The 23,141-nt window shown below is 60.2% G+C and carries 21 protein-coding genes and 1 pseudogene; 5 read left to right on the forward strand and 17 right to left on the reverse strand.

Annotation, left to right across the window (positions count from 1 at the left end; translation table 11 throughout):
* Positions 1–2: 2 nt before the first annotated feature.
* The 8 genes from G5221_RS12175 to argS form a co-directional block, all read right to left on the reverse strand.
* Positions 3–1,112 carry an ABC transporter permease gene (locus G5221_RS12175; RefSeq protein ID WP_213320503.1) on the reverse strand — a complete coding sequence of 370 codons (1,110 nt, stop codon included), beginning with the start codon at positions 1,110–1,112 and terminating at the stop codon, positions 3–5.
* Positions 1,109–2,878, reverse strand: coding sequence for an ATP-binding cassette domain-containing protein (locus tag G5221_RS12180; protein ID WP_421263313.1), 1,770 nt, complete (start codon positions 2,876–2,878; stop codon positions 1,109–1,111). The genes G5221_RS12175 and G5221_RS12180 overlap by 4 nt, the downstream gene beginning before the upstream one ends.
* Positions 2,875–3,843, reverse strand: a complete 969-nt coding sequence (hlyD, locus tag G5221_RS12185; RefSeq protein WP_216949952.1) for a secretion protein HlyD — start codon at positions 3,841–3,843, stop codon at positions 2,875–2,877. The genes G5221_RS12180 and hlyD overlap by 4 nt, the downstream gene beginning before the upstream one ends.
* The gene (locus tag G5221_RS12190; RefSeq protein WP_421263314.1) at positions 3,840–4,481 is read right to left on the reverse strand and encodes a TetR/AcrR family transcriptional regulator; all 642 of its coding nucleotides are present in this window, start codon (positions 4,479–4,481) and stop codon (positions 3,840–3,842) included. Before G5221_RS12190 ends, hlyD begins: the two co-directional genes overlap by 4 nt.
* 257 nt (positions 4,482–4,738) lie before the next feature.
* Complete coding sequence (gene hslU, locus G5221_RS12195) at positions 4,739–6,067, reverse strand: HslU--HslV peptidase ATPase subunit (protein WP_124928187.1); 1,329 nt, start codon at positions 6,065–6,067, stop codon at positions 4,739–4,741.
* A gap of 66 nt (positions 6,068–6,133) precedes the next feature.
* A complete protein-coding gene (gene hslV, locus G5221_RS12200; protein ID WP_005342555.1) occupies positions 6,134–6,667 on the reverse strand; it encodes an ATP-dependent protease subunit HslV in 534 nt (177 codons plus the stop codon).
* A 187-nt stretch (positions 6,668–6,854) separates the two neighbouring features.
* Positions 6,855–7,697, reverse strand: coding sequence for an SPOR domain-containing protein (locus G5221_RS12205; protein WP_421263315.1), 843 nt, complete (start codon positions 7,695–7,697; stop codon positions 6,855–6,857).
* 3 nt (positions 7,698–7,700) lie between these two features.
* Positions 7,701–9,446: an arginine--tRNA ligase gene (gene argS, locus G5221_RS12210; RefSeq protein WP_421258802.1), complete on the reverse strand. Its 1,746-nt coding sequence runs from the start codon at positions 9,444–9,446 to the stop codon at positions 7,701–7,703.
* 310 nt (positions 9,447–9,756) lie between these two features.
* Here argS and G5221_RS12215 point away from each other — a divergent pair, with 310 nt between their 5' ends.
* The 3 genes from G5221_RS12215 to G5221_RS12225 all read left to right on the forward strand — a co-directional run bounded on the left by G5221_RS12215 (position 9,757) and on the right by G5221_RS12225 (position 11,721).
* Positions 9,757–10,323: an LON peptidase substrate-binding domain-containing protein gene (locus G5221_RS12215; RefSeq protein WP_040069721.1), complete on the forward strand. Its 567-nt coding sequence runs from the start codon at positions 9,757–9,759 to the stop codon at positions 10,321–10,323.
* A 140-nt stretch (positions 10,324–10,463) separates the two neighbouring features.
* Positions 10,464–11,033: a sigma-70 family RNA polymerase sigma factor gene (locus G5221_RS12220; RefSeq protein ID WP_005342561.1), complete on the forward strand. Its 570-nt coding sequence runs from the start codon at positions 10,464–10,466 to the stop codon at positions 11,031–11,033.
* Positions 11,026–11,721 (forward strand): ChrR family anti-sigma-E factor, encoded by a 696-nt coding sequence (locus G5221_RS12225; RefSeq protein WP_040069719.1) that lies wholly within the window; start codon positions 11,026–11,028, stop codon positions 11,719–11,721. The genes G5221_RS12220 and G5221_RS12225 overlap by 8 nt, the downstream gene beginning before the upstream one ends.
* A 65-nt stretch (positions 11,722–11,786) precedes the next feature.
* On the opposite strand, the gene bacA is transcribed toward G5221_RS12225, so the two are convergent.
* The 5 genes and pseudogenes from bacA to G5221_RS12250 all read right to left on the reverse strand — a co-directional run bounded on the left by bacA (position 11,787) and on the right by G5221_RS12250 (position 15,975).
* Positions 11,787–12,602, reverse strand: a complete 816-nt coding sequence (gene bacA, locus G5221_RS12230; protein ID WP_021230740.1) for an undecaprenyl-diphosphate phosphatase — start codon at positions 12,600–12,602, stop codon at positions 11,787–11,789.
* A 114-nt stretch (positions 12,603–12,716) separates the two neighbouring features.
* Positions 12,717–12,848 (reverse strand): annotated as a pseudogene (locus tag G5221_RS12235) (galactose-1-epimerase); the annotation flags it as partial.
* A 34-nt stretch (positions 12,849–12,882) separates the two neighbouring features.
* Positions 12,883–13,206, reverse strand: a complete 324-nt coding sequence (locus tag G5221_RS12240) for a SemiSWEET transporter (protein WP_254203327.1) — start codon at positions 13,204–13,206, stop codon at positions 12,883–12,885.
* Between the two features lie 262 nt (positions 13,207–13,468).
* Positions 13,469–14,815 (reverse strand): MFS transporter, encoded by a 1,347-nt coding sequence (locus G5221_RS12245; RefSeq protein ID WP_421263316.1) that lies wholly within the window; start codon positions 14,813–14,815, stop codon positions 13,469–13,471.
* Between the two features lie 65 nt (positions 14,816–14,880).
* Positions 14,881–15,975, reverse strand: coding sequence for a cellulase family glycosylhydrolase (locus G5221_RS12250; protein WP_139408884.1), 1,095 nt, complete (start codon positions 15,973–15,975; stop codon positions 14,881–14,883).
* 279 nt (positions 15,976–16,254) lie between these two features.
* Here G5221_RS12250 and G5221_RS12255 point away from each other — a divergent pair, with 279 nt between their 5' ends.
* Positions 16,255–17,307, forward strand: coding sequence for a LacI family DNA-binding transcriptional regulator (locus G5221_RS12255; protein ID WP_421263317.1), 1,053 nt, complete (start codon positions 16,255–16,257; stop codon positions 17,305–17,307).
* A 305-nt stretch (positions 17,308–17,612) separates the two neighbouring features.
* Here G5221_RS12255 and G5221_RS12260 read toward each other — a convergent pair whose 3' ends face one another.
* From G5221_RS12260 to galE, 4 genes are read right to left on the reverse strand one after another with little or no spacing between them, the layout of a single operon-like run.
* On the reverse strand, positions 17,613–18,584 hold the full coding sequence (locus tag G5221_RS12260; RefSeq protein WP_421231156.1) for a galactose-1-epimerase: 972 nt from the start codon (positions 18,582–18,584) through the stop codon (positions 17,613–17,615).
* Complete coding sequence (galK, locus tag G5221_RS12265) at positions 18,581–19,732, reverse strand: galactokinase (RefSeq protein ID WP_421263318.1); 1,152 nt, start codon at positions 19,730–19,732, stop codon at positions 18,581–18,583. Before galK ends, G5221_RS12260 begins: the two co-directional genes overlap by 4 nt.
* A complete protein-coding gene (locus tag G5221_RS12270) occupies positions 19,729–20,787 on the reverse strand; it encodes a UDP-glucose--hexose-1-phosphate uridylyltransferase (protein WP_421263319.1) in 1,059 nt (352 codons plus the stop codon). The genes galK and G5221_RS12270 overlap by 4 nt, the downstream gene beginning before the upstream one ends.
* Before the next feature lie 60 nt (positions 20,788–20,847).
* On the reverse strand, positions 20,848–21,861 hold the full coding sequence (galE, locus tag G5221_RS12275) for a UDP-glucose 4-epimerase GalE (RefSeq protein ID WP_421263320.1): 1,014 nt from the start codon (positions 21,859–21,861) through the stop codon (positions 20,848–20,850).
* Positions 21,862–22,062: 201 nt separating this feature from the next.
* Between galE and G5221_RS12280 the strand changes: the two genes are divergently transcribed.
* A complete protein-coding gene (locus tag G5221_RS12280) occupies positions 22,063–23,070 on the forward strand; it encodes a substrate-binding domain-containing protein (RefSeq protein ID WP_041915397.1) in 1,008 nt (335 codons plus the stop codon).
* Positions 23,071–23,141: the final 71 nt, after the last annotated feature.

Below are 23,141 nucleotides of genomic sequence, written 5' to 3' on the forward strand. Positions count from 1 at the left end.
GGTTACTCCAGAGTGCGCCGCGTCTTGCGGGCGGTCAGGGCCAGCCAGAAACCGGCCAGCAGCAGCAGACAGAAACCGTTGACCAGCAGGATCGAGAAGACGCTGCCCGCCTGATAGAGGGTCTGCAGCGAGCTTGCGAAGTAACGGGCCGGAATGAGGTGGGTGATGGCCCGAAGCCAAGGCGGCATGCTGGCGATCTCGAACACGAAGCCCGACAGCATCACCGCGGGCAGAAAGGCGGCGATCAGCGCTGCCTGCGCGGCATTGAACTGGCTGCGCATCACGGTGGAGAGGAACAGCCCGAGTCCGAGCGCGCTGCCGAGAAAGACGCTGGTGACCAGAAAGAGCAGCAGCAGGGAGCCGCGCCATGGCACGCCCATTACCGCCACCGAGAAGAGCAGGCAGAGCAGCATGGCGATGATGCCGAGGCCATAGTAGGGTAACAGTTTGGAGAGCAGCAGCTCCCCCTTGGTGACCGGGGTGGCGAGCAGCGCCTCCATGGTGCCGCGCTCCCACTCCCGCGCCACCACCAGCGAGGTGAGCAGGGCGCCTATGATGGTCATCACCACCGCAATGGAGCCCGGTACCAGAAAGTTGCGGCTCACCAGCGCCGGATTGAACCAGGCGCGGCTCTCTATCGACACCGGCATGGCGACCCCCTCGCCAGCGAGCCACCCCTGCCAGATCCCCTGCACATAGTTGGTGACGAAGTTGGCGGTGTTGGGCTCGGAGCCGTCGGTGAGCAGCAGCGCCTGCGGCGTGCCATTGCCCTGACCGGCCAGCGCGCGGGAGAAACCGTCGTCGATCACCAGCAGGCCGCGGATCTCGCCACGGGCCAGACTGGCGAGCAGGGACTCCTTGCTCGGGCCGCTGTGGATCTCCAGTGCGGTAGAGCCGCGCAGGGCCTGCTCCAGCCGCACCGCTGGGGCGCCGCTATCGGTACGCCAGATGCCGAGGCGCAGATGGTCCACATCCAGATTGATGGCGTAACCCATCACCACCAGTAGCACCACCGGCATGATGAAGGCGATGAGGATGCTGCTCGGGTCACGGACGATTTGCAGCGTCTCCTTGCGGCAGAGGGCCAGCAGTCGCCGACGGTTGATGCTCATGCGTCCTCCTCGCTGGCCCGCTCGACCAGGGTGATAAAGGCCTCTTCCATTGTTGGCAAAGAACAGGTCGGCAAGGAGCCGGTTGGCAAAGAGGTCGCCGCCTCTTTGGCGGCCAGCCCTTTGAGATCGTCCGGGGTGCCTAGCGCCAGCAGCTTGCCGCGATAGATGAGGGCGATGCGGTCGCAATACTCCGCCTCGTCCATAAAATGGGTGGTGACCAGCACGGTGACGCCGTGGTCGGCCAGCGCGTTGATGTGCGACCAGAACTCGCGCCGGGTCACCGGATCGACCCCGGAGGTGGGCTCGTCGAGGAACAGCAGCGGCGGCTCGTGCAGCAGGGCGCAGGCCAGCGATAAGCGCTGGCGCAGGCCGAGCGGCAGGGATTCCGCCTTCTGATCGAGCCAGGGGGCGAGGGCAAAGGCAGTCACCATGGCGTCGATCCGCGTCTGCTGGTGGCGGCCGAACAGGCCGTAGATACCGGCGAAGAAGGAGAGGTTCTGCGCCACGGTGAGCTGCTTGTAGAGGGAGAACTTCTGTGCCATGTAGCCGAGGCGCTGGCGTGCCGCCGAGGGGCTGTGGGCCAGATCGATGCCGGTCACCAGCGCCTGCCCCTCGCTCGGGCGCAGCAGGCCGCACTCCATCTTGAAGGTGGTGGACTTGCCCGCCCCGTTGGGGCCGAGCAGGCCGAAGATCTCGCCGCGGCGCACCGCAAAGCTGACATCATCGGTGGCGGCAAAATCGCCAAAGCGCTTGGTGAGGTGGCGCGCCTCGATCACCGCCTCGGGGGAGACCCCCTGCGGCAGTTCGGCCTCCCGCATCCCCGCTGCCAGACTCGACTCCCCGCCGGGGCCGCCGCCGAGCAGGTCGATAAAGGCATCCTCCAGCCGCGGCTGGGCCGGTTGAAAGGCGCCGTTGGCCAGCTGCAGCTCCGGGAGCGGCGGGGGCGTCATGCCCGGGTGCAGCAGCAGGCGAACCCGCTCCCCCGCCACCGCGCCATCCATCACCGCCGGGTGAGCCAGTGCCCGGCGCAGCAGGGCGCGCCGCTCGCGGCCATCCAGTTGCCCCGCCTCCAGCAGCCAGCAGCGGCTGGCCATGGCCCCCATCAGATCGGCCGGCGTGCCGCTGGTGCGCACCTCGCCATCCGCCATCAGCAGCACGTGGTCGCACAGCTCCGCCTCGTCGAGATAGGCGGTACTCCAGAGCACCGTCATTCCCCCCTTGGCCAGCTCGCGCACCATCTGCCAGAGGGCGCGGCGGGAGATGGGATCTACCCCGACCCCGGGTTCGTCGAGCAGCAGCACATCCGGGGTGCCGAGCAGGGCGCAAGCCAGCCCGAGTTTCTGCTTCATCCCGCCAGAGAGCTTGCCTGCCGGCCGTGCGGTGAAGCGGGCAAGATCGGTGAAGGCGAGCAGCCGCGCGAAGGTGGGCGTGCGTTCGGGCTCCAGTACGCCGCGCAAGTCAGCGTAGAGGGTGAGGTTCTCCAGCACGCTGAGATCCTCGTAGAGGCCGAACTGCTGGGGCATGTAGCCGAGGCGCTGACGCAGCAGATCCCCCTCGCTCACCGGGTCCAGCCCCAGCACCCGGATGGTGCCTGCTTCCGGGATCAGCAGACCGGCCAGCAGGCGCAGCAAAGTGCTCTTGCCCGCGCCGTCGGGGCCGACCAGCCCGGTGATGCCACCGGTCGGAATGGTGGCCGAGATGGCGTTGAGGGCGACCCGCTCGCCAAAGCGTTTGGTGAGCCCCTCAAGGGAGATGGCGCTGTTCATGGCGCCAGCCTGACGGTGACCGGCATCCCTTGGCGCAGGGCCGGGTCGGGATCCTGCACCACGATGCGCAGCCGGTAGACGAGGTGAGTGCGCAGGTCCGGCGTCTCCACCGATTTCGGGGTGAACTCGGCGGTGGGCGAGACAAATCCCACCACCCCGTGATAGGGCTGATCCGGCCGCGAGTCGGTGGTGAGGGTCACTTTGGCGCCGCTCGGGAAGTGGCCGAGCCAAGGCTCCTCCACATAGGCGCGCACCCAGACTGGCGCAGTCAGGGAGAGGTTGAAGGCGGTCGCTCCGCTCTGCACCATGCTGCCGTTCTCGACAGCGCGGCTGATGATGATGCCGTCGCTGGGGGCGGTCAGGCTGGCATCTGCCAGCGCCAGTTCGGCACTGGCGAGCGCCGCTTTGGCCCCTTCCAGCTGGGCATCGGACTGGGCGATTTCCTCCGGGCGGTAGCCGGTTTCGAGCTGGGCGAGCTGTTCGCGTGCCGAGCGTACCTGCGCCTGGGTCTGATCCCGCTGGGAGCGGGCGGTATCGAGCTGACCGCGGGAGATGGCGCCGGTGGCCGCCAATGCGCTCTGGCGGCGCCACTGCTGGTCGGCTTCCAGTGCAGCGGCTTCGGCGGCGGCCAGTGCGGCCCGGGCGCGATCGGTCTCTTCGCTGCGATAGCCTTTGTGGATCAAGGCGTTGGCGGCAGTGAGCGCAGCCAGATTGGCGCGGGCGCTGTCGCGGCTGTGGGTGAGGGGAACCGGATCGAGGCGGGCCAGCAGTTGACCGGCTTTTACCCTATCCCCCTCATCGACCAGCACCTGATCGACGCGGCCGCCGACCCGAAAGGCCAGATTGACGTCGCGAATATCGACGTTGCCGTAGAGGATGGAGCCGTCAGCCGGGCGCCCCTGCCACCAGAGGTAGCCACCGATAACGGTTAGCAACAGGGCCACGATTGCAATGCGTTGTTTCATGCTGCTTCTCCTTCTTTCATGTCGGTGGAGCGCAGGCCGCGCAGGGCCCATACCAGCCGCTGTCTGGCGGCCTCGGGGTTGTCTATCTGGCTGAGAAAGGGTGCCGCCTGTTCAGGCAGCCAGCCGAGCTGACGACCGCTGCCTGCGATCACCAGCGGCAGGCCGACCGACCCCATGATGAAGATCATCAGCTGGAGCGGGTGACCCGCGACCAGCGACCCTTCCGCCTGTGCCATCCGTACCTGCTCGATCAGCAGCAGGGGATGACGGCGCGGCAGACTGAGCAGAAAGCGCTGAGCCGCCCCTTCACCTGCCAGCGCATCGCTAAACAGGTGGTTGATAAAGCCGCGCTGGCGCGCCACCAGCCCGATCAGTGCCTCCATGGTGGCCTCGAACATGGCGATGGCAGAGGGGTAGGAGCCTTTGGCTGCCACCGCCTTGAGTTCGTCATAGAGGGGGGCATACCAGAGCTCGACCAGCTCGTCGATAAAGGCGTCGCGGTTGCCGAAGTGGTAGACGAAGGAGCCGAGGTTCACCTCGGCAGCCGCCGCCAGCTCGCGCACCGTCAGGCCGCGCAGCCCCTTCTCGGTGGCGATGGCGAGGCCGGTATCGAGCAGTTTCTGCCGGGTTGGATTCATCTTTCAGGTTCCTGCTGCACAGATTTTGATCTGATTTATACGTATGTATAAATCAGCCACCGAGAATAGGAAAGATCTTTTTTTGAGCAGATTTCAGCGGGGATGAAAAAACGGCGGGCGTTGGCAAGGAGAGGTTTGGAAACGGCTTGGGATTGAACGGGTTGCCGCAGGTGTGGGCCAGAATCCGGGCAGATGACGGAGGTGGTGGAGAAATAAAAACGCCTCCGTGAAGGGAGGCGTTTTATCGGGAGGGGCGTTTACAGAATAAAGCGGCTCAGATCCTCGTCTTCAATCAGCTTGCCGAGGTGGGCGTTGACGTAGTCGGTGTTGATGACGAAGGTCTCGCCGGACTTCTCGGAGGCGTCGTAGGAGATATCTTCCATCAGGCGCTCCATCACGGTGTGCAGGCGACGGGCACCTATGTTCTCGGTACGCTCGTTGACCTGCCAGGCCGCTTCGGCCAGACGGCGGATGCCATCCTTGGTGAACTCGATATTGACCCCTTCGGTGGCCATCAGCGCCTTGTACTGATCGGTCAGGGAGGCGTTCGGCTCGGTCAGGATACGCTCGAAGTCATCTGTGGTCAGCGCGGTCAGCTCGACCCGGATCGGCAGACGGCCCTGCAGCTCGGGGATGAGGTCAGACGGCTTGGCGATCTGGAAGGCGCCGGAGGCGACAAACAGGATGTGGTCGGTCTTGACCATGCCGTGCTTGGTGTTGACGGTGCAACCTTCAACCAGCGGCAGCAGGTCGCGCTGTACCCCTTCACGGGAGACATCGGGGCCCGAGCTCTCGCCGCGCTTGCAGATCTTGTCGATCTCGTCGAGGAAGACGATGCCGTTGTTCTCGACCGCGGCGATCGCTTTCTGCTTCAGCTCTTCCGGATTGACCAGACGGGCCGCTTCCTCTTCGATCAGCGCCTTCATCGCCTCTTTGACCTTGATCTTGCGCTTCTTCTTCTGGTTCTGGCCCAGATTCTGGAACAGCCCCTGCAGCTGGTTGGCCATCTCTTCCATGCCCGGCGGGGTCATGATTTCGACGCCCATCGGGGAGGCGGAGAGCTCCAGCTCGATCTCCTTGTCATCCAGCTGACCTTCCCGCAGTTTCTTGCGGAAGATCTGGCGGGTGTTGGAGTTGTCGGCTTTCTCTTCCTCACCCCAGGTGTTGCGCGGGTTGGGCAGCAGGGCGTCGAGAATGCGCTCTTCGGCGGCTTCCTCGGCGCGGTATTTCATCTTCTCCATCTCGGTTTCGCGCACCAGCTTGATGGCGGCATCGGTCAGATCGCGGATGATGCTGTCCACTTCCTTGCCGACATAGCCCACTTCGGTGAACTTGGTCGCTTCCACCTTGATGAAGGGGGCGTTGGCCAGCTTGGCCAGACGACGGGCGATCTCGGTCTTGCCGACACCGGTCGGGCCGATCATCAGGATGTTTTTCGGGGTCACTTCATGGCGCATCTCTTCGTTGAGCTGCATCCGGCGCCAGCGGTTGCGCAGGGCAACGGCAACGGCGCGCTTGGCATCGGCCTGACCAATGATGTGACGATCCAGCTCGTGGACGATTTCTCTCGGGGTCATCTCGGACATGATGGTGTTCCTGTATCCGGGGCGGGCAGTGCCCACCCCTTGGGAAATTGGGTTTGGCTGGTGGCCTTATTTGGCGGCGTAGTCCAGCACTTCGATGGTGTGGTTGCCGTTGGTGAAGACGCAGATGTCGCCCGCAATCTTGAGGGACTTCTCGACAATGGTCCTGGCATCTAGCTCGGTGTTTTCCAGCAGGGCGATGGCGGCGGACTGGGCGAAGTTGCCGCCGCTGCCGATGGCGATGAGATCGTGCTCCGGCTGGACCACGTCACCGTTGCCGGTGATGATGAAGGATTTGTGTTCGTCGGCCACGGCCAGCAGCGCTTCAAGGCGGCGCAGGGCGCGATCGGTGCGCCAATCTTTGGCCAGCGCCACGGCGGCGCGCTCCAGATTACCCTGATGGGCCTGCAGTTTTGCTTCGAAACGCTCGAGCAGGGTGAAGGCGTCGGCAGTACCGCCAGCAAAACCTGCCAGCACCTTGCCGTTATAGAGACGATGAACCTTGCGGGCGTTGCCCTTCATGACGGTGTTGCCAAGAGAGACCTGGCCATCGCCACCGATGACGACCTGACCGTTGCGGCGAACTGAAACTATGGTAGTCACTTTACTTACCTCGCTTGAGCCGAATAACGGCCTGACTGTGCATGGCAAGAAAGATGGGGATGGCAAACGGGCTTTTCAACCCTGCCTTTGGTCGGGATAAACGGGGTAGCAATCAGGGTGGGTGCGAGTGACATCAAAAGAATAGGGCCGGGTGTTGCCACCCGGCCCTGCGTCATCGGTAATCGGATTACCCTTTCTTGGGAATGCAGCCGCTGATGCCGGAGCTCTGCAGCTTGCCGTTGGCCGCGTCGGCGGCCGCCTTGCCGTTGAAGGGGCCCACCATCACCTTGTAGACGGTGCCGTTGGCCGTGTTGACCACCTGCAGGCTGGAAGAGAGACCGGCGGTGAAGGCGATACGTGCCTTGAGCGACTCTGCGGAATCCTGCGAGCGCAGAGCCGCGCACTGCATCATATAGCGACTGCTGTCGGCGGCTGCGGTCTGGGCTGGTGGGGTAGCCGCTTTGGCCTTGGCTGCTTCGGCCCGCTCCCGCTCCAGCTCGGCACGGATCTCCCGCTCCATCCGTTCCCGTTCGGCCTGGCGATCGATCACCTGTTCCCGAGCGCTGGCAACGGGCGCACCGTTGTCAGGCGTTGTCGCCGGATTGGTCTGATAGGGTTTGGACTGGCCGATGGGCGTCCCCGGTTGGGGAATGTCGGTCGGTACCGGTTGCGGCAGCTTTTCCGGTTGCAGGGTCATGGTATCTGCCGGTGGTGGCGGCAGCACACCCGGCTGGGGCGGTGGCTCGATAACATCGACCTGCTTGTTCTCAAGCCGTTCGATGTAGCTCCACTTCTCCTGTGGCAACCCGTTGTTCTGTGGTTTTGGCTTGTTGGCCTTTACCTGCTCTTCGATGGTGGGGGTGTCGCTGCCCTTGCCATTGATCATGTAAAGGAAGCCACCAAAGCCTGCCAGCAGTGCCACGACCAGCAGCACTGGAATAACAGGAAAGCGGCGAGGGGCCGCTTTCTTGCTGTTTCGACCACCCGCCCGACGTCGCGGGCGGCTGCCGACATAATCCCGGGTTGCCATCTATTACATGCGCTCCAGGGTATGGATGCCCAGTACGCCGAGGCCCAGTTTCAGCACCTTTGCGGTGGCGGCGCACAGCAGCAGACGGCTCTGACGGGTTGCTTCGTCCACGCCATCCTTGTTGATCGGGCAGGCTTCATAGAAGGTCATGAAGTTGCCGGACAACTCGTACAGGTAGGTACAGAGCAGGTGCGGCATGCCTTTGTCGGCCACGCCGTTGACAGCGTCGGAGAACTGGATCAGCTTCTGGGCCAGCACCTCTTCTGCTTCCTCGTTCAGGGTCACATTGCCGGTCAGGGTAGCTGCATCGACGCCAGCCTTGCGGAAGATGGACTGGATACGGGTGTAGGCATACTGCAGGTAAGGGGCGGTGTTGCCTTCAAACGACAGCATCAGATCCCAGTCGAAGATGTAGTCGGTAGTGCGGTTCTTGGAGAGATCCGCATACTTGACCGCGCCCATGGCGATGGCGTTGACCACCTGGGCTTTCTCTTCGGCAGAGAGGTCGCTGTTGCGGCTCTCCAGCAGCGCAGCGGCGCGCTCTTCCGCTTCGTTCAGCAGATCAACCAGCTTGACGGTACCACCGGAGCGGGTCTTGTAGGGACGACCATCCTTGCCCAGCATCATGCCGAAGGCGTGGTGCTCGAGCGGCACGGATTCCGGCACATAACCCGCCTTGCGGGTGATGGTCCAGGCCTGCATCAGGTGCTGGTGCTGACGGGAGTCGATGAAGTACATGACACGGTCGGCGCCCAGGGTTTCATAACGGTATTTGGCACAGGCGATGTCGGTGGTGGTGTAGAGGAAACCGCCATCGCTCTTCTGGATGATGACGCCCATGGCCTCGCCATCCTTGTTCTTGAACTCGTCCAGGAAGACAACGGTGGCGCCTTCGCTCTCGACCGCCAGCCCCTTGGCTTTCAGGTCGGCAACGATCTCCGGCAGCATGTCGTTGTACATGGACTCGCCCATGATGTCCTTGTTGGTCAGGGAGACATTCAGGCGGTCGTAGTTGATCTGGTTCTGTTCCATGGTCATGTCGACCAGCTTCTTCCACATGGTACGGCAGTACTCATCGCCACCCTGCAGCTTGACCACGTAGTTACGGGCACGCTCGGCGAAGGCTTCGTCTTCGTCGTAGCAACGCTTGGCCTGGGTGTAGAAGGCTTCCAGATCCTTGAGCGCCATGTCGCTGGCGTGCTCGTTGGACATTTTCTCCAGATAGGCGATCAGCATGCCGAACTGGGTGCCCCAGTCGCCGATGTGGTTGGCACGGATCACTTTGTGGCCGAGGAATTCCAGCGCGCGCGCAGCCACGTCACCGAGTACGGTGGAGCGGATGTGGTGCACCGCCATCTCTTTGGCCACGTTGGGGGCGGAGTAGTCCACCACCACGGTTTGTGGCGCGGGCAACCGTACGTTGGCGTTGGCAGAGGTCACCATGGCCTCGACCTGACCGGCCAGCCAGCGCTGGTCGAAGAAGAAGTTGATGAAGCCGGGACCGGCGATCTCGACCTTGGCGATCAGGTCGGAGGCAGGCAGGTGCTCGATGATGGCAGACGCCAGCTCACGGGGATTCTTGCGGGCCGGCTTGGCCAGCAGCATGGCCAGGTTGGTAGCCAGGTCGCCGTGAGCTTTTTCCTTGCATCGGTCTACTTGCACGCGGGCTTCCAGGTCCGCCGGCAGGACGCCTGCTGACTTGAGATTGGCTACCGTTTGTTCAAGTAGATGATGAATATGCTCTTTCATAACTGACCACCAAGGTTGCGCGTCGAAAAATGACTGATATATAAGGGCGTGAATTTTACCCGCATCGGCTCGAGAAAACTATAGGGATGACCCGCCGCTCGCTGTCGGGCGGATATTTCACTGCGTTTGGCGCCATATTCCAGAATATTGGGCGGAAATTACGGTGCTTATCCATTTCTACTGCATATCGAAGCGGCTTGTCCAGGCTATTTTCCCCTGATTGTTAAGGGTTTTTCCTTTCCGCTGACGGGAATGATCTCCTCCCTCTGGCCCGGCGTATCAACAGAGGTTCCCAACCGAGGAGTTTGCGATGCGACTGGCGCTGTTTCCCCTATCTGCCCACCTGCTGCCAGGCGGTGTCATGCCGCTGCGGATCTTCGAACCGAGATACCAGCGGATGATCGCCGAGGCGGGGGAGTCCGGCTTTGCCCTCTGCATGGTGGACCCTCGCCAGCCCGACGCCCTGCGCAACATGCTGCCCATCGCCACCCGGGTCACCATCATCGATTTCGACCGGCTGCCGGACGGCATGCTGGGGATCACGGTGCAGGGGGTGGAGCGGGTGCAGATAGAGGATCTGTGGCAGGAGCAGGATGGCCTGCGTATCGGCGAGGTGACGCCGCTGACGGCCTGGCCGCCCCGCCGGCTCCATCCCGATCAACTGCCACTGGTTGATGCGCTGCGGGAGGTGTTTGCCGATTATCCCGACTATGCCGCCCTCTATCCTGCCCCCTGCTGGGACGATGGCAACTGGGTGGCCCAGCGCTGGCTGGAGGTGTTGCCGATCCCCCCCGAGCAGAAGCAACTGCTGCTGGCTGCCGCCGACAATCAGCCCGCCATCGCCCTGCTCAAGGGGGTGCTGGTGGCCAGCCACTGATTTTTTCTGACCCGCTGATCCGCCAGCGCCGCAGCGCCGTACCAGTCATCACCACAGCATGTTCGACAGCACACCAAAGGGATGGCGCAATGGCATATACTGGCCAACCACACTCGACCATACGCAGGACCTCGCCCGTGATGGATAACCCGGATGGCGACCTCAAATCTCTGCTGATCAGGGTGGCTGAGCAGGCCGACAAGGCTGCTTTTGCCCGCCTGTTCCAACACTTTGCGCCGCGCATTCGCAGCTATGGCCTGCGCCACCTCGGCAGCGAAGCCAACGCCATGGAGCTGGTGCAGGAGACCATGCTGCTGGTGTGGCAAAAGGCGCGCCTCTACCACCCTGACAAGGGAGCGCCGACCACCTGGATTTACACCGTGATGCGCAACCAGTGCTTCGACATGCTGCGCCGTCGTCGCGCCAGCAAGGAGGATCTCTGCGCCGAGGAGCTGTGGCCCGTGCTGGAGTTTCAGGCCGAAGAGGAGCATCTGAGCGGGGGTGAGGATGCGGTGCTGACCCGTCAGATGGCCCACTATCTGGGCACCCTGCCGGAGCCGCAACAGCAGGTGGTGCGTGGCATCTATCTGCAGGAGTTCTCCCAGCAGGAGCTGGCGGAGCGACTCGGCGTGCCGCTCGGCACCATCAAGTCCCGCCTCAGACTGGCGTTACAGAAATTGAAAGAGCAAGTGGAGCAAGGCCATGATTAAAGCCCATCCGACCGACCCTATGCTGCGCGCCTTCGCCGCCGACGAGCTCCCTCTGCCGCTGGCGGTGGGGCTCTCCGCTCACTGTGAACTCTGCCCCGATTGTGCTGCCCGACTGAAGACATTCGAAGAGGAGCTGGCGCAGCAATATCTTGCCTCGCCAACAGAGCCCGAGGTGGACTCCCGCGATGACGTGGGACTGGACGCCGGATTCGACGCCATGCTGGCGGATATTCTGGCGCAGCCGCTGGCAGAGCCCCTCTCCGAGCCAACACATGACCAGCCCCGAGCCCAGCCCGGCGAGCTGGAGGTGGCCGGTCACGCCTACCGTTTGCCGCGGGTGTTGGCCCGCTACCGTTCGCCCAAGTGGCGCCATATCGGGGCCATTCGTCAGCAGAGTCTGCCGCTGGACGAGATGGGGGCTCGCGCCAGCCTGCTCCATATCGAAGCGGGCGGTCGCATCCCCGAGCACACCCATCAGGGCTATGAGCTGACCCTGCTGCTGGCTGGCAATATTCAGGATGGCGATACCCTTTACAAGGCGGGAGATTTCATCTGGCGCGATGCCAGCCACTCCCACAGCCCGCATACGCCGGACGGTTGCCTCTGCTACACGGTGCAGGATGCGCCGGTGCAGTTCACCAAGGGGCTGTCGCGGCTGCTGAACGGCATCAGCCAGCACCTCTACTAAGCATTATGACGCCATAGAAAAAGGGACCAAGTTGGTCCCTTTGTCATTTCATTGCAGGCTGCCGGTCAGGCGACAAACACCAGATAGACGGCGAATGCCACGATAAAGCGGTAGATGGCGAACGGGATAAAGTCGATGCGGCGGATCAATGTCAGGAAGGTCTTGATCGCAAACATCGCCACCACGAAGGCGGTGATAAAGCCCACAGCAAACATCGGGAAGTCGGCCATCGAGAGGAAATCGCGGCTCTTGTAGAGATCCAGCCCGCTGGCCGCCACCATCATGGGCACTGCCATGATGAAAGAGAACTCGGCGGCGGCGTGACGGCTGATCCCCATCAGCATGCCACCACTGATGGTGGCACCGGAGCGGGAGAAGCCGGGCCACAGGGCCAGACACTGGAACAGGCCGATGCCGAACGCCTGCTTGTAGCTGATGTCATCCAGGGTTTCGGCTGTGACTGCAGGGCGGAACTTCTCGGCGATGATCAGCAGGATGCCCCCCGCGACCAGCGCGTACATGACGGTTTGCGGACCAAACAGGTTGGCCTTGATCCAGCTGTGGATGGCCAGACCGACCACGATGGCGGGCATCATGCCGAGGATGACGTGGATCAGCGACAGGGTGGCGTGATCCCGGGACGGCTTCTGGCCAAAGTGGATGCCAATCAGGCCAAACAGGCGACGCCAGAAGACGGCGACCACGGCGAGGATGGAGCCAAGCTGGATCACCACTTCGAAAGTGGCAGCCTTGGGCCCTTCAAAGCCCAGCAGATGGCCGACGATAATCATGTGGCCGGTGGAGGAGACGGGGAGGAACTCGGTCAGCCCCTCGACGACGCCCAGAATAAAGGCGACCAGCAGGCTATAAGTGTCAGTCATCGAACAAACAATCCTTAACTTCGTTGATGTAAAACGCCCCGGGAGGGTCTCGGGGCGGCTTATCTTGCTCGATAGTGACTGCTGAGGCTATGTAAAAATCATGAAACCTTTAAGTCAGTCGCGGATAAAACGGTAGCGGGTCTGGTGGTGATAACGCCCGCCCGGTAGCAGCCAGGGGTTGCCCAGCTCGGGCCGATTGGGGCTGTCCGGCAGTTGTTGCGCCTCAAGACAGAAGCCGTCGTGATCCCCGAGTGCCAGCCCCAGGTTGTATGAATGCTCATCAGTTCCTTTCGTTACGCAGCTTGAGCATCAGGACGGCGCAGGCCAGAGCGAGAGTAATGCTGTTTGCTATGGTGATGGGCATGTCGTTAGTGCGCAGGCCGTAGATCAACCATAGAAGTACGCCACAGCTGAAGGCCAGATACATATTGGTTGAGATGGCCTTGGTTTCTTGGGTCTTTATGATTTGTATAACTTGCAAGGCAAAAGATCCTGTGGTCAGAAAGGCTGCGCAGAGACCGAGGTTGGCGGTGTCGAGCCAGAAAACCAGAATGCAGAGAGCGATTGGCACAATAACGATATTGTGCCAGAAATAAACCGACAAATTTGAACTCCTCAAAGATCAATGGAGGCAATGGATATTTATTATCGTGTAATATATTTTAGCCAAAGTTTACCCAGTGGCTTTCGATGATTCATGTATCTTATGTTGGTTGCTTTTCCTGTGCGCAACGCAACGAAAAATAATTTATCAATCATTATAGTTGTCATTTTCTTGAATGGGATTTGCCAGTCTAGTTGAATGGATAGAGGCGCTCAATTCGACTGGCAGTATATTTTATGGTAAAGCATTCCTTGTTTTTATGTTAAAGAGACGAAATGGATCGCCATTTATTTAGAGCATGACGTACTTTGGCGTGCTTATCTTCGGTGAAATTGTAGCGGGTCATGATAATCACCCGTAATATGCTACCCAATATCGGCACAAGTGATATACAGATAAATAGTCCGTCCATCGTAGCCTGAGCCTGTGCCGCATTCGGTTGATAGCCAAGCCAGATCAGCAGGGTACCGGAAATACCACCTGCGATGGCCCAAGCCAGTTTGCCGGTAAAGGTCTGCCCCGAGAAAGCGATGGCAGCGCAACGGCGGCCAGACTTTAGTTCTGCATATTCGATGGTCTCACTCAACATGGCGGAGATAAGCGGATTGGTGATGACGTTGGCCGCATGGATCAAGGCGAGGAAGCTGAACACCATTATCAGATTATCGTAGCCTGTCGTATAGAAACCGATGCGTAATGCAATCTCCAGCAGAGTGAGTAGCAGGAATAGATCACGTTTCCTGAGCTTGCTGGTCAATATCGGCATCAGCATACAGGCCATAGAGGTTGCTACACCGATAGAGCCCATCACCGAGAGCAGCCCGGCATCACCCATGTTGTAGGTGAAGAAGAAAATGTAGAGCCCGGTGGCCAGATTAAAGAACACGTTACAGAAGAAGGCGCCAAGTACATACGCCAACGGTTTGTTGGAACGCAGGACGCGGAAAGAGTCCCTAATGGTGATCTTGTCATTCGGATTGGGCTTGATGCGCTCTTTCATCTGGCTTGCTCCGAGCACCATCAGCGGCAGGGCGATCAGCATCAGGCAGATGGCGCCTTCCATGTAGCCCTTGGTGCTGCTGGTTGCAGCAAACAGTTCAGTGAGCTTCGGGAATATGATGGAAGCACTGCCAATGCCGATATTGACGCCCAACATGGCGACGGTTACGGCCTTGGCTCGCTCCTGTGGCTCTTGGCTCATGACCGATGACATGGTCCAGAAAGGTACATCAGACAAGGTGTATATCATCCCCCACGCGATATAGGTGACTGCTGCATAAGCTACCTTGGTGGTCATGGGTAAATCCATGCCAATGAAGCTGAGAGAGGTGATCCCGGCAATCAAGAAGGGAACGAAAAGCATATATGGCGTGAATTTGCCACGTTTGAAATTAAGAGTGTCCATATAACCAGCGATAATAGGATCGTTGATGGCATCCCATACTCTGGCAATGAGGAAAATAGCCCCAGCTGCAGCGGGCGATATTCCAAGGATATCGGTGTAAAAATAGAGGATAAATGATCCCACCAGGCCGAAACTGAGGCATTGCCCGACGGCATAGCTGAAATATCCCACCAGCTCTCTATTGTGTATCTTTTGATCTGTCATCTGCCAACCTTTCCCAACATGAATGTGTTGTGAGGGGCGCCACTAGGGTGGCGTCCTCTTTTGCGTTATGAACGGGTCAATGTGCGGAGCAGTTCTATTTCACTGGCAGAGTAGGGGGTACCATCCTCCTCCAGCAGGTCGTGAAACCAGACCCTGCGGAAATCGGGGTCGATATTGCGAACGAAAGGCCATGGCAGGTGAGTTTGCGTCTTCCCTTTCACCAGACCCCATTGATAGGCACCTATTTTTAACTCTTTGAAGAGTGGCAGTTGTTGTTCCATCACGCTGCCGACATGCCTGGCCAGCCACTCTGTGCAGAGGAGCGGGCGGCGATATTTGCTGACCACATCCAGAGAGATTTTCAGCCCCTCCATACGCTGATAGGAGTGGAAAGTGATGACATCCGATAGCTCCATAGCGCGCAGGTCGGTCGGATGAGTAAAGGTGTTTTCCGGAGTAAATTCCGAATCCCCCTGACCGATGCTGTAGGGTGCATGCCACGCGCCGACGGTGAGTGGCTGGGAGGGGTTCTCTTCTCGGGCCCAGACAAAAGCCAACTCCATCAGATAGTGGGCATATGTCTCCAGCGACTCATCGAAACGCACCTCGACATCGCCTTCCGAAAAGATGCCCCGGTTGGTCGGCTCATTGTACAGATCCCAGATAAAGATCCGCTCATCCTGTGCAAATGTACGTATCAGGTCGCGAATATAGTGTTCCACTTCGCGCCATTGGGTCGGGTCAATGACGACATTCCGACCGGGACTGGCCGCCGCCTGGCTATTGTGTACATCTTCCCGAGGTGGTTGCTGGCGGCCCAGATAGGGGTGATCGCCTGAGAAGCCACAGTCATCCATCAAGGTCATCATCACGCGGATATTGTGCTTGCTACACAGGCCAAGGAACTGCTCAATGCGCGCGAGCAGGCCATCCCGATCATGCTGCCAGACGATAAAGGGCAGATTGGTTCGCAGGGTGTTGTAGCCCAGTTTGTTGGCCCAACCCAGTTCCTGGTCAATGGTGACTGGGTCGAAGGTTTCTCCCTGCCACATTTCGGTCCAGTTGACCGCTGTGCGGGGGAGATAGTTGAAGCCCAATAGCCAAGGTTGTTTGTTCCACCATTGCCAAGCTCGTTCTGTTGACCACTGTTGTATCGCCATCGGATATCCTTGCAACTAATTATTTAAACTCACAGCAATTAATATTAGCTAATATCTTTAGTTGCAAATCATGAAGGATAGAATTCAGGGATTAGTCACAAAATGAACAAATTTAGGGGGTTAACAGGCATGACTGGCGAGCCATCTGTACTCGGGACGATAACCGAAACCCCTCTATCGTCCTTGCGGGCTGTTGTGCTGCTTGCTCATGTCCGTAATCATGAGTCATGATAAAAGATAAATAATTAATATTATTATCTGGGCGGTACTGCTCAAACTATGGCCATATCAATGAATAGTAAACGCATCACCATGAGCGCCATCGCTGCAGCTGCAGGTGTTTCCCAATCAACGGTTTCACTGGTGCTCAATGGTTCAACCACCATCAAACTGGCGGAGGAAACGCGGCGTAGAGTGCTTGAAAAAGCGGCCGAACTGGGTTACCAGCATAAGCGAGCTGAACATCTACCCAAGGGACCATCTGCTAGAAAAATAGCTTTTGTTTTCAATGGCCTGACTCCATATGACCCTTTTCTGGATGCGATCAATGCCTGCAATGAACGCGCTTGGGAGGCAGATCGCATGCTGGTTACATTCGATTATCGCAACAGCGCGGAGCTCACCAAGTTGATCGAGCAGGAGATCAATCAGGGGGATTATCTGGGGATGATTTTTGCCTCTTCCATGACACGACAACTTGCCGAGATGGAGCTCTCCCCACAGGTGCCTACCGTTTTGCTCAACTGCTACCTGGAGGGCAGTGGCTCGTCCGAGAGTTATTCCATCCTGCCTGCCGATAAGCTGGCGGGTTACAAGGTGACGGCGCACCTGTTGGAGCAAGGCTGCAAACGAGTGGCTCTTATTCAGGGGGAGCCATGGATGGAGGCAAATAGTCTGCGGCTGGAGGGGTATCGTCAGGCGTTGATCAACCACGATTTGATACCGGATCCACAATGGGTGCGCGTGGGCAACTGGTCGCTACATGAGGCTTATGAACAGACTCGGCAACTGCTGGCGCTGCCTCAGCCGCCTGATGGTATCTTCTGTTGCAGTGATTACATGGCTCAGGGTTGTTACCAGGCGATAGCCGAGGCGGGATTGCGCATCCCGGAAGACATTCTGGTGGCGGGCCATGATAACCAGATGCTGGCCTGCGAAATGGAGCCCCCTTTGAGTTCTATCGAACTACCTTACGACGAGATGGGTAAACTGGCGGTGGACACCTTGTTGCAACTGGCCCAAGGAGAGAAGCCCATCGCTTTACTGATGAAGCTGGAAGGGGAGTTGCTGATCCGTGCCTCGACCAAGGGTCAGCCAGTTAACAAAATTTGATCCTCTCTCGATGACCTGTTGCGTAGTGGTTCCTTATGCCACAGGGCGTGCCCATATGTTCCCGTCATGCCTGCCAAGTTGTGTGGTTGGCGGTAAGAATGTAAAGCACATAATGGGTACTCAATGACTTTACCCGACACGAGCAGGTCAACGTCACTCTGAAAGCCATACACCCATCAGCACTGCACGCGGTGGCTGATATCGTAATGATGCCAAGCCGTAGCATGCTTCTTTCTTGGTTGTGATGAATAAGCCGGGCGGGAGAGATGCGACAAAGGGGCGCCTTGACGCGCCCCTTCAGTGGGTCAAGCCATAACCGGAATGAGCCGATAACGGGTTATGTGCTGATAGCGTTCTCCTGGCTCCAACCATGGGTTACCTAATTCTGGACGGTTCGGACTATCTGGCACTTGCTGTGCTTCCAGGCAGAGCCCCTGATAGTTGCCCCAATGTCCCCCCCCGCGTTTTGGGGTGCCAGCCAACCAGTTGCCGGTGTAGAGCTGGACGCCTGGCTGATTGGTGTACATCTCCATACACAGGCTGCCATCCCCTGCCATCAGGGTGGCTTGTGGTGAGGGCGAGGCATCAACAAACAAGAAACAGTGGTCGAATCCCAGACATTTTTTTTGCTGCGCATGGGCCATCCACTGTTCTCCGACCCGCTTGCCATGGCGTAGATCGAATACTCCTTCGACCGGCGCAATACCAAGCGGCAGCGAGTGTTCATCGGTTGGCAGATAGCGGTCTGCATTAATGATGATGTGGTGATCACGCACATCACCACCATCCAGGTTGAAATAGGCATGGCTGGTGAGATTGACCGGGGTCGGAGCATCTGTGGTGGCGCTCAGCTCGATCACCAGATCGGTCTGCTCCAGCCGGTATTCTACGGTGACGTCCAGATTACCAGGGAAACCCTGTTCGCCATCGGCCAGCCGAGTTTGCAGACGGATGCGATCTTCCGCCAGCCCGTCCAGTTGCCACTCCCGGTTGTGCAGAGAGTCACTGCCCCCGTGCAGGCAGGTGGTGCCCTCGTTGGCGTCTAGTTGCCACTCTTGCCCTGCTCGCTCTAGGCGGGCGTTGCCGATACGATTGGCAAAACGTCCTACTATCGCCCCCAAATAAGAGCGTTGATTGGGGTAATCCAGCGGATCACAAGCCAGCAGCACATTGCGATAGATGCCATTGACCGGGATCTCGAGGGCGGTGAGCGTTGCCCCGAAATCGAGTACGCTCAACCGCAGGCCGGCTGCATTCTGCAGATGGAACTCTTTCATGCGATGCCCCCTGCACCGGCGCTGGCGCGGCAGACGTAGCAGTCGGCCTTGAGGCCCGAGATGGCCGGATACTCTGCCTCGACGGCGGCAATCACCTCGGCCACTTTCTCCGGGCGCAGCAGGGCGACCACGCAGCCGCCGAAGCCGCCGCCGGTCATCCGCACGCCGCCATCGGTGCCGATCTTGGCCTTGATGATCTCCACCAGACCATCGATGGCGGGCACTGTGATCTCGAAGTCATCGCGCATGGCGGCGTGCGACTCGGCCATCAGCTCGCCGAGGCGGGTCAGGTCGTGGCTCGCCAGCGCATCGGCGGCCGCCAGGGTGCGGGCGTTTTCACCGACGATGTGGCGGGCACGGCGATAGCAGGCCTCATCCAGCCCGGCTTTGCCCGCTTCCAGTCCGGCCAGATCGAGGTCGCGCAGCGCCTTGACCCCGTAGTGGCGGGCGGCCGCTTCGCACTGCTGGCGGCGGGTGTTGTATTCGCTATCCACCAGACCGCGGCGCACATTGGAGTTGACGATCAGCACCGCCAGATCGGTGGGCATGGGGATGAGGCGAGTCTCCAGCGAGCGGCAGTCGAGCAGCAGGGCGTGGTCGGTTTTGCCGCTGGCGGAGATCATCTGATCCATGATGCCGCAGTTGCAGCCGACGAACTTGTTCTCCGCCTGCTGGCCGTTGAGGGCGATCTCGGCCTGAGTGATGTCGAGCCCCAGCGCCTCTTTGAAGGCCTGACCAATGGCCACTTCCAGCGAGGCGGAGGAGGAGAGCCCCGCCCCCTGCGGCACATTGCCGGAGACCACAAGATCGAGGCCGCGCAGGGCATAACCGCGCTCCTGCAGATACTTCACCACGCCGCGGATGTAGTCGCTCCAGCGTTGGCAGGGGTGGTGCTCGATGGGCTGGTCGAGGTCGAACAGGTCGCGCTGGTTGTCGTAGTCGGCGGCGATCACCTGCACTTGCCGGTCATCGCGCAGGCCGATGGCGACGCAGGTCTCGTAGTCGATGGCGCAGGGCAGCACGAAGCCGTCGTTGTAGTCGGTATGTTCACCGATGAGGTTGACGCGGCCGGGGGCGCGCACCAGCAGATCGGGCGCTTTGGCAAATTGCTCGGCAAAAACGGTGCTGACGCGTTGGCTGGGGGTCATAGGGCCTCCTCATTGGTGTGGCTGGTCTGGGTGTAGTGAACGGGGCTCAGGGCACGCAGCCGCTCGGCAGCCTGCTCGGGGGTAAGGTCGCGCTGGGTTTCGGCCAGCATCTCGAAGCCGACCATGAATTTGCGCACGGTGGCGGAGCGCAGCAGCGGCGGATAGAAGTGGGCGTGCAGTTGCCACGCCTCGGGGCAATCCGATTTGGGCGGTGCAAAGTGCCAGCCCATGGAGTAGGGGAAGCTGCACTCGAACAGGTTGTCGTAGCGGCTGGTGAGCTCCTTGAGCGCTACCGCCAGATCCTGTTGCTGGGCCTTGGTCAGATTGAGCATGGAGGGGACGTGCGCCTTGGGCAGCAGCAGGGTTTCGAACGGCCAGGCGGCCCAGAAGGGGACCACGGCAAGCCAGTGCTCGGTCTCCACCACGATGCGCGAGCGATCCGCCAGCTCCCGCTCCACATACTCCAGCAGCATGGGGCGGCCATGCTCGGCCAGCCAGTCGCGCTGGTGCTGCTCTTCACGGGCGATCTCGTTGGGCAGGAAGTCGCTGCCCCAGATCTGGCCGTGGGGGTGCGGGTTGGAGCAGCCCATAACGGCGCCTTTGTTTTCAAATACCTGCACCCATTCCCACTGGGCTGACAGCTCGGCGACCTGATCCATCCAGGTGGTGATCACCCCCTCGATGGCGGGCAGCGGCAGCTCGGGCAGGGTCTTGCCGTGATCCGGCGAGAAGCAGATGACCCGGCTGGTGCCGCGGGCGGCTTCCAGTTTCAGCAGGGGATCGCTGGCGCTATCGGCGGCCGGGGTATCCTGCATCAGGGCGGCGAAGTCGTTGGTAAAGACGAAGGTACCCTTGTAGTCGGGGTTGATGTCGCCAGTGACCCGGGTGTTGCCCGCGCAGAGGAAGCAGTCGGGATCGTGGGCCTGTTTGGGGGCCTGACTCACCTTCTCCACCTGTCCCTGCCAAGGGCGTTTGGCCCGATGGGGGGAGACCAGCACATACTGGCCGGTCAGCGGATTGAAGCGGCGATGGGGATGATCGGCGGGGTTGAACATCATCTCTCCTGAATAATGTATTGAAAAATAAAGTCGTATATTACCGGGGAGCAGGCTGGCCTACTCCTCGTAACCGTTCGGATTGGCGGATTGCCAGCGCCAGCTGTCGGCGCACATTGCGTCTATGTCCCGGGTTGCCTGCCAGCCCAGCTCGCGCTCGGCCTTGGCCGGATCGGCCCAGCAGGCGGCGATGTCGCCCGGACGACGCGGCTCGATGCGAAACGGCAGCGGCTTGCCACAGGCGGCAGAGAAGGCGGCGACCAGCTGCAACACGCTCTGGCCCTGACCTGTGCCCAGGTTGTAGGTGTGCACGCCACCCTTGCCGGCGCAGTGTTGCAGTGCCTTGACATGCCCCTCGGCGAGATCCATCACGTGGATGTAGTCGCGCACGCCAGTGCCGTCCGGGGTTGGGTAATCGTTTCCAAAGACAGACAAGCAGTCGCGACGGCCAATGGCCACCTGGGTGATATAGGGCATCAGGTTGTTGGGGATACCTTGCGGGTCTTCACCCATGGTGCCCGATTCGTGGGCGCCGACCGGATTGAAGTAGCGCAGCAGGGTCATGCTCCAGTGGGGCTCGGCCAGCTGCAGATCTTCGAGGATCTCCTCGATGATCAGCTTGGATCGCCCGTAAGGGTTGGTGGCGCTGCGAGAGAAATCCTCGCGGATCGGCAGGCTGGTGGGATCGCCATAGACGGTGGCAGAGGAGCTGAACACCAGATTGTGCACATTGGCCCGCTTCATCGCCTGCAGCAGGGTGAGGGTGCCGCCGAGGTTGTTCTCGTAGTAATCCAGTGGAATGCGAGTCGACTCACCGACCGCCTTGAGGGCGGCAAAGTGGATCACTGCGTCGATCTGCTGTTCGGCGAAGATCCGGTCCAGCAGGGCGGCATCGCGAGTATCTCCTTGATAGAACACGGGTTGCTGGCCGCTGATAGCCGCGACTCGAGTCAATACGCTGCGCTTGCTGTTGCAGAGGTTGTCGACCACCACGGGATTCATGCCTGCCGCTTGCAGGGCCAGACAGGTGTGGCTGCCGATATATCCGCAACCGCCGGTGACCAGAACGTTCATCTTGCTCTCCACTGAAAAGTGTCTGGAAGCAGTCTAGCCGAGGGTGTGGCGACCAAACTGTGAGCTTGCTTGCAAAACAGTGTAAACGATTACACCGTTTTTATGGTCATCCTGACGGCAGATATACGTTTCACCCCTGTTTTCAATGGGTTTGCTGGGTATAATGGCGCTCTATTGCACAGTGAAAGAAGTGAAAACAGCATGAGCACCATCAAGGATGTCGCCCGTTTGGCCAATGTGTCGGTGGCAACGGTTTCACGGGTGATGAACAACTCTCCCAAGGCCAGCGCCGCGTCTCGCGAAGTGGTGCAGAAGGCCATGGCTGAACTGGGCTACACCCCCAACGCCAACGCGCGGGCACTGGTCAGCCAGACTTGCGATACCATGGGGGTGGTGGTCGGTGACGTGGCCGATCCCTTCTTCGGTGCACTGGTGAAGGGGGTCTCCGGCATCGCCGTCGAGCAGAACCTTCACCTGCTGATGGGTAACGGTTTTCACAAGGCGCGTCAGGAGCGTGAGGCTATCGAGCTGCTGATCGGCAAGCGTTGCGAGGCGCTGGTGGTGCACAGCAAGGCGCTGAGCGACGAGGAACTGTACGATTACGCCATGCGAGTGCCCGGCATGGTGCTGATCAACCGCGATATTCCGGCCCTCAAGGGACGCTGCATCGCCCTCAACAATCGGCTGGGTGCGGCTACGGCGACTCGCCACCTGATCGAACTGGGTCACCGCCATATCGCCTTTATCAGCTCGGATCACGCCATCGAGGATGCCACCTTGCGTCTGCAGGGCTATCAGGATGGATTGATGGAAGCCGGTCTGGCAGCCGATCCCGAGCTTATCGAGAGTGGCACCCCGAACGAGGAGGGGGGGGAGCGTGCCATGCTCAACCTGCTGGCCAAGGGGCTCAAGGTGACCGCCGTGGTGGCCTATAACGATGCCATGGCGGCTGGTGCCATCTCGGTGCTGGCGGACAACGGCCTGCGAGTGCCGGAGGAGGTTTCGGTGGTGGGCTTCGATGACATCATCTATGCCAGATATTTGCGCCCCAAGCTCTCCACCATGCGCTATCCCATCGAGTTGATGGCGGCCCAGGCGGCCAAGCTGGCCATTCAGCTGGCGGCGGGGGAGAGTGACGCGACCCAGAGCCGGATCTATACCCCCACCCTGATCAATCGCCACTCGGTGGCACCGGTTCGGGCCGGATAGCCCCCTTTTTAGGCCCTGTTCGGGGCCGTTTCTTGCACTGTTATTGTTTTACCTGTTTTTAATCATTTTTA

Source organism: Aeromonas sp. 602200, from assembly GCF_049173895.1.
Lineage (GTDB): Bacteria > Pseudomonadota > Gammaproteobacteria > Enterobacterales > Aeromonadaceae > Aeromonas > Aeromonas veronii_A.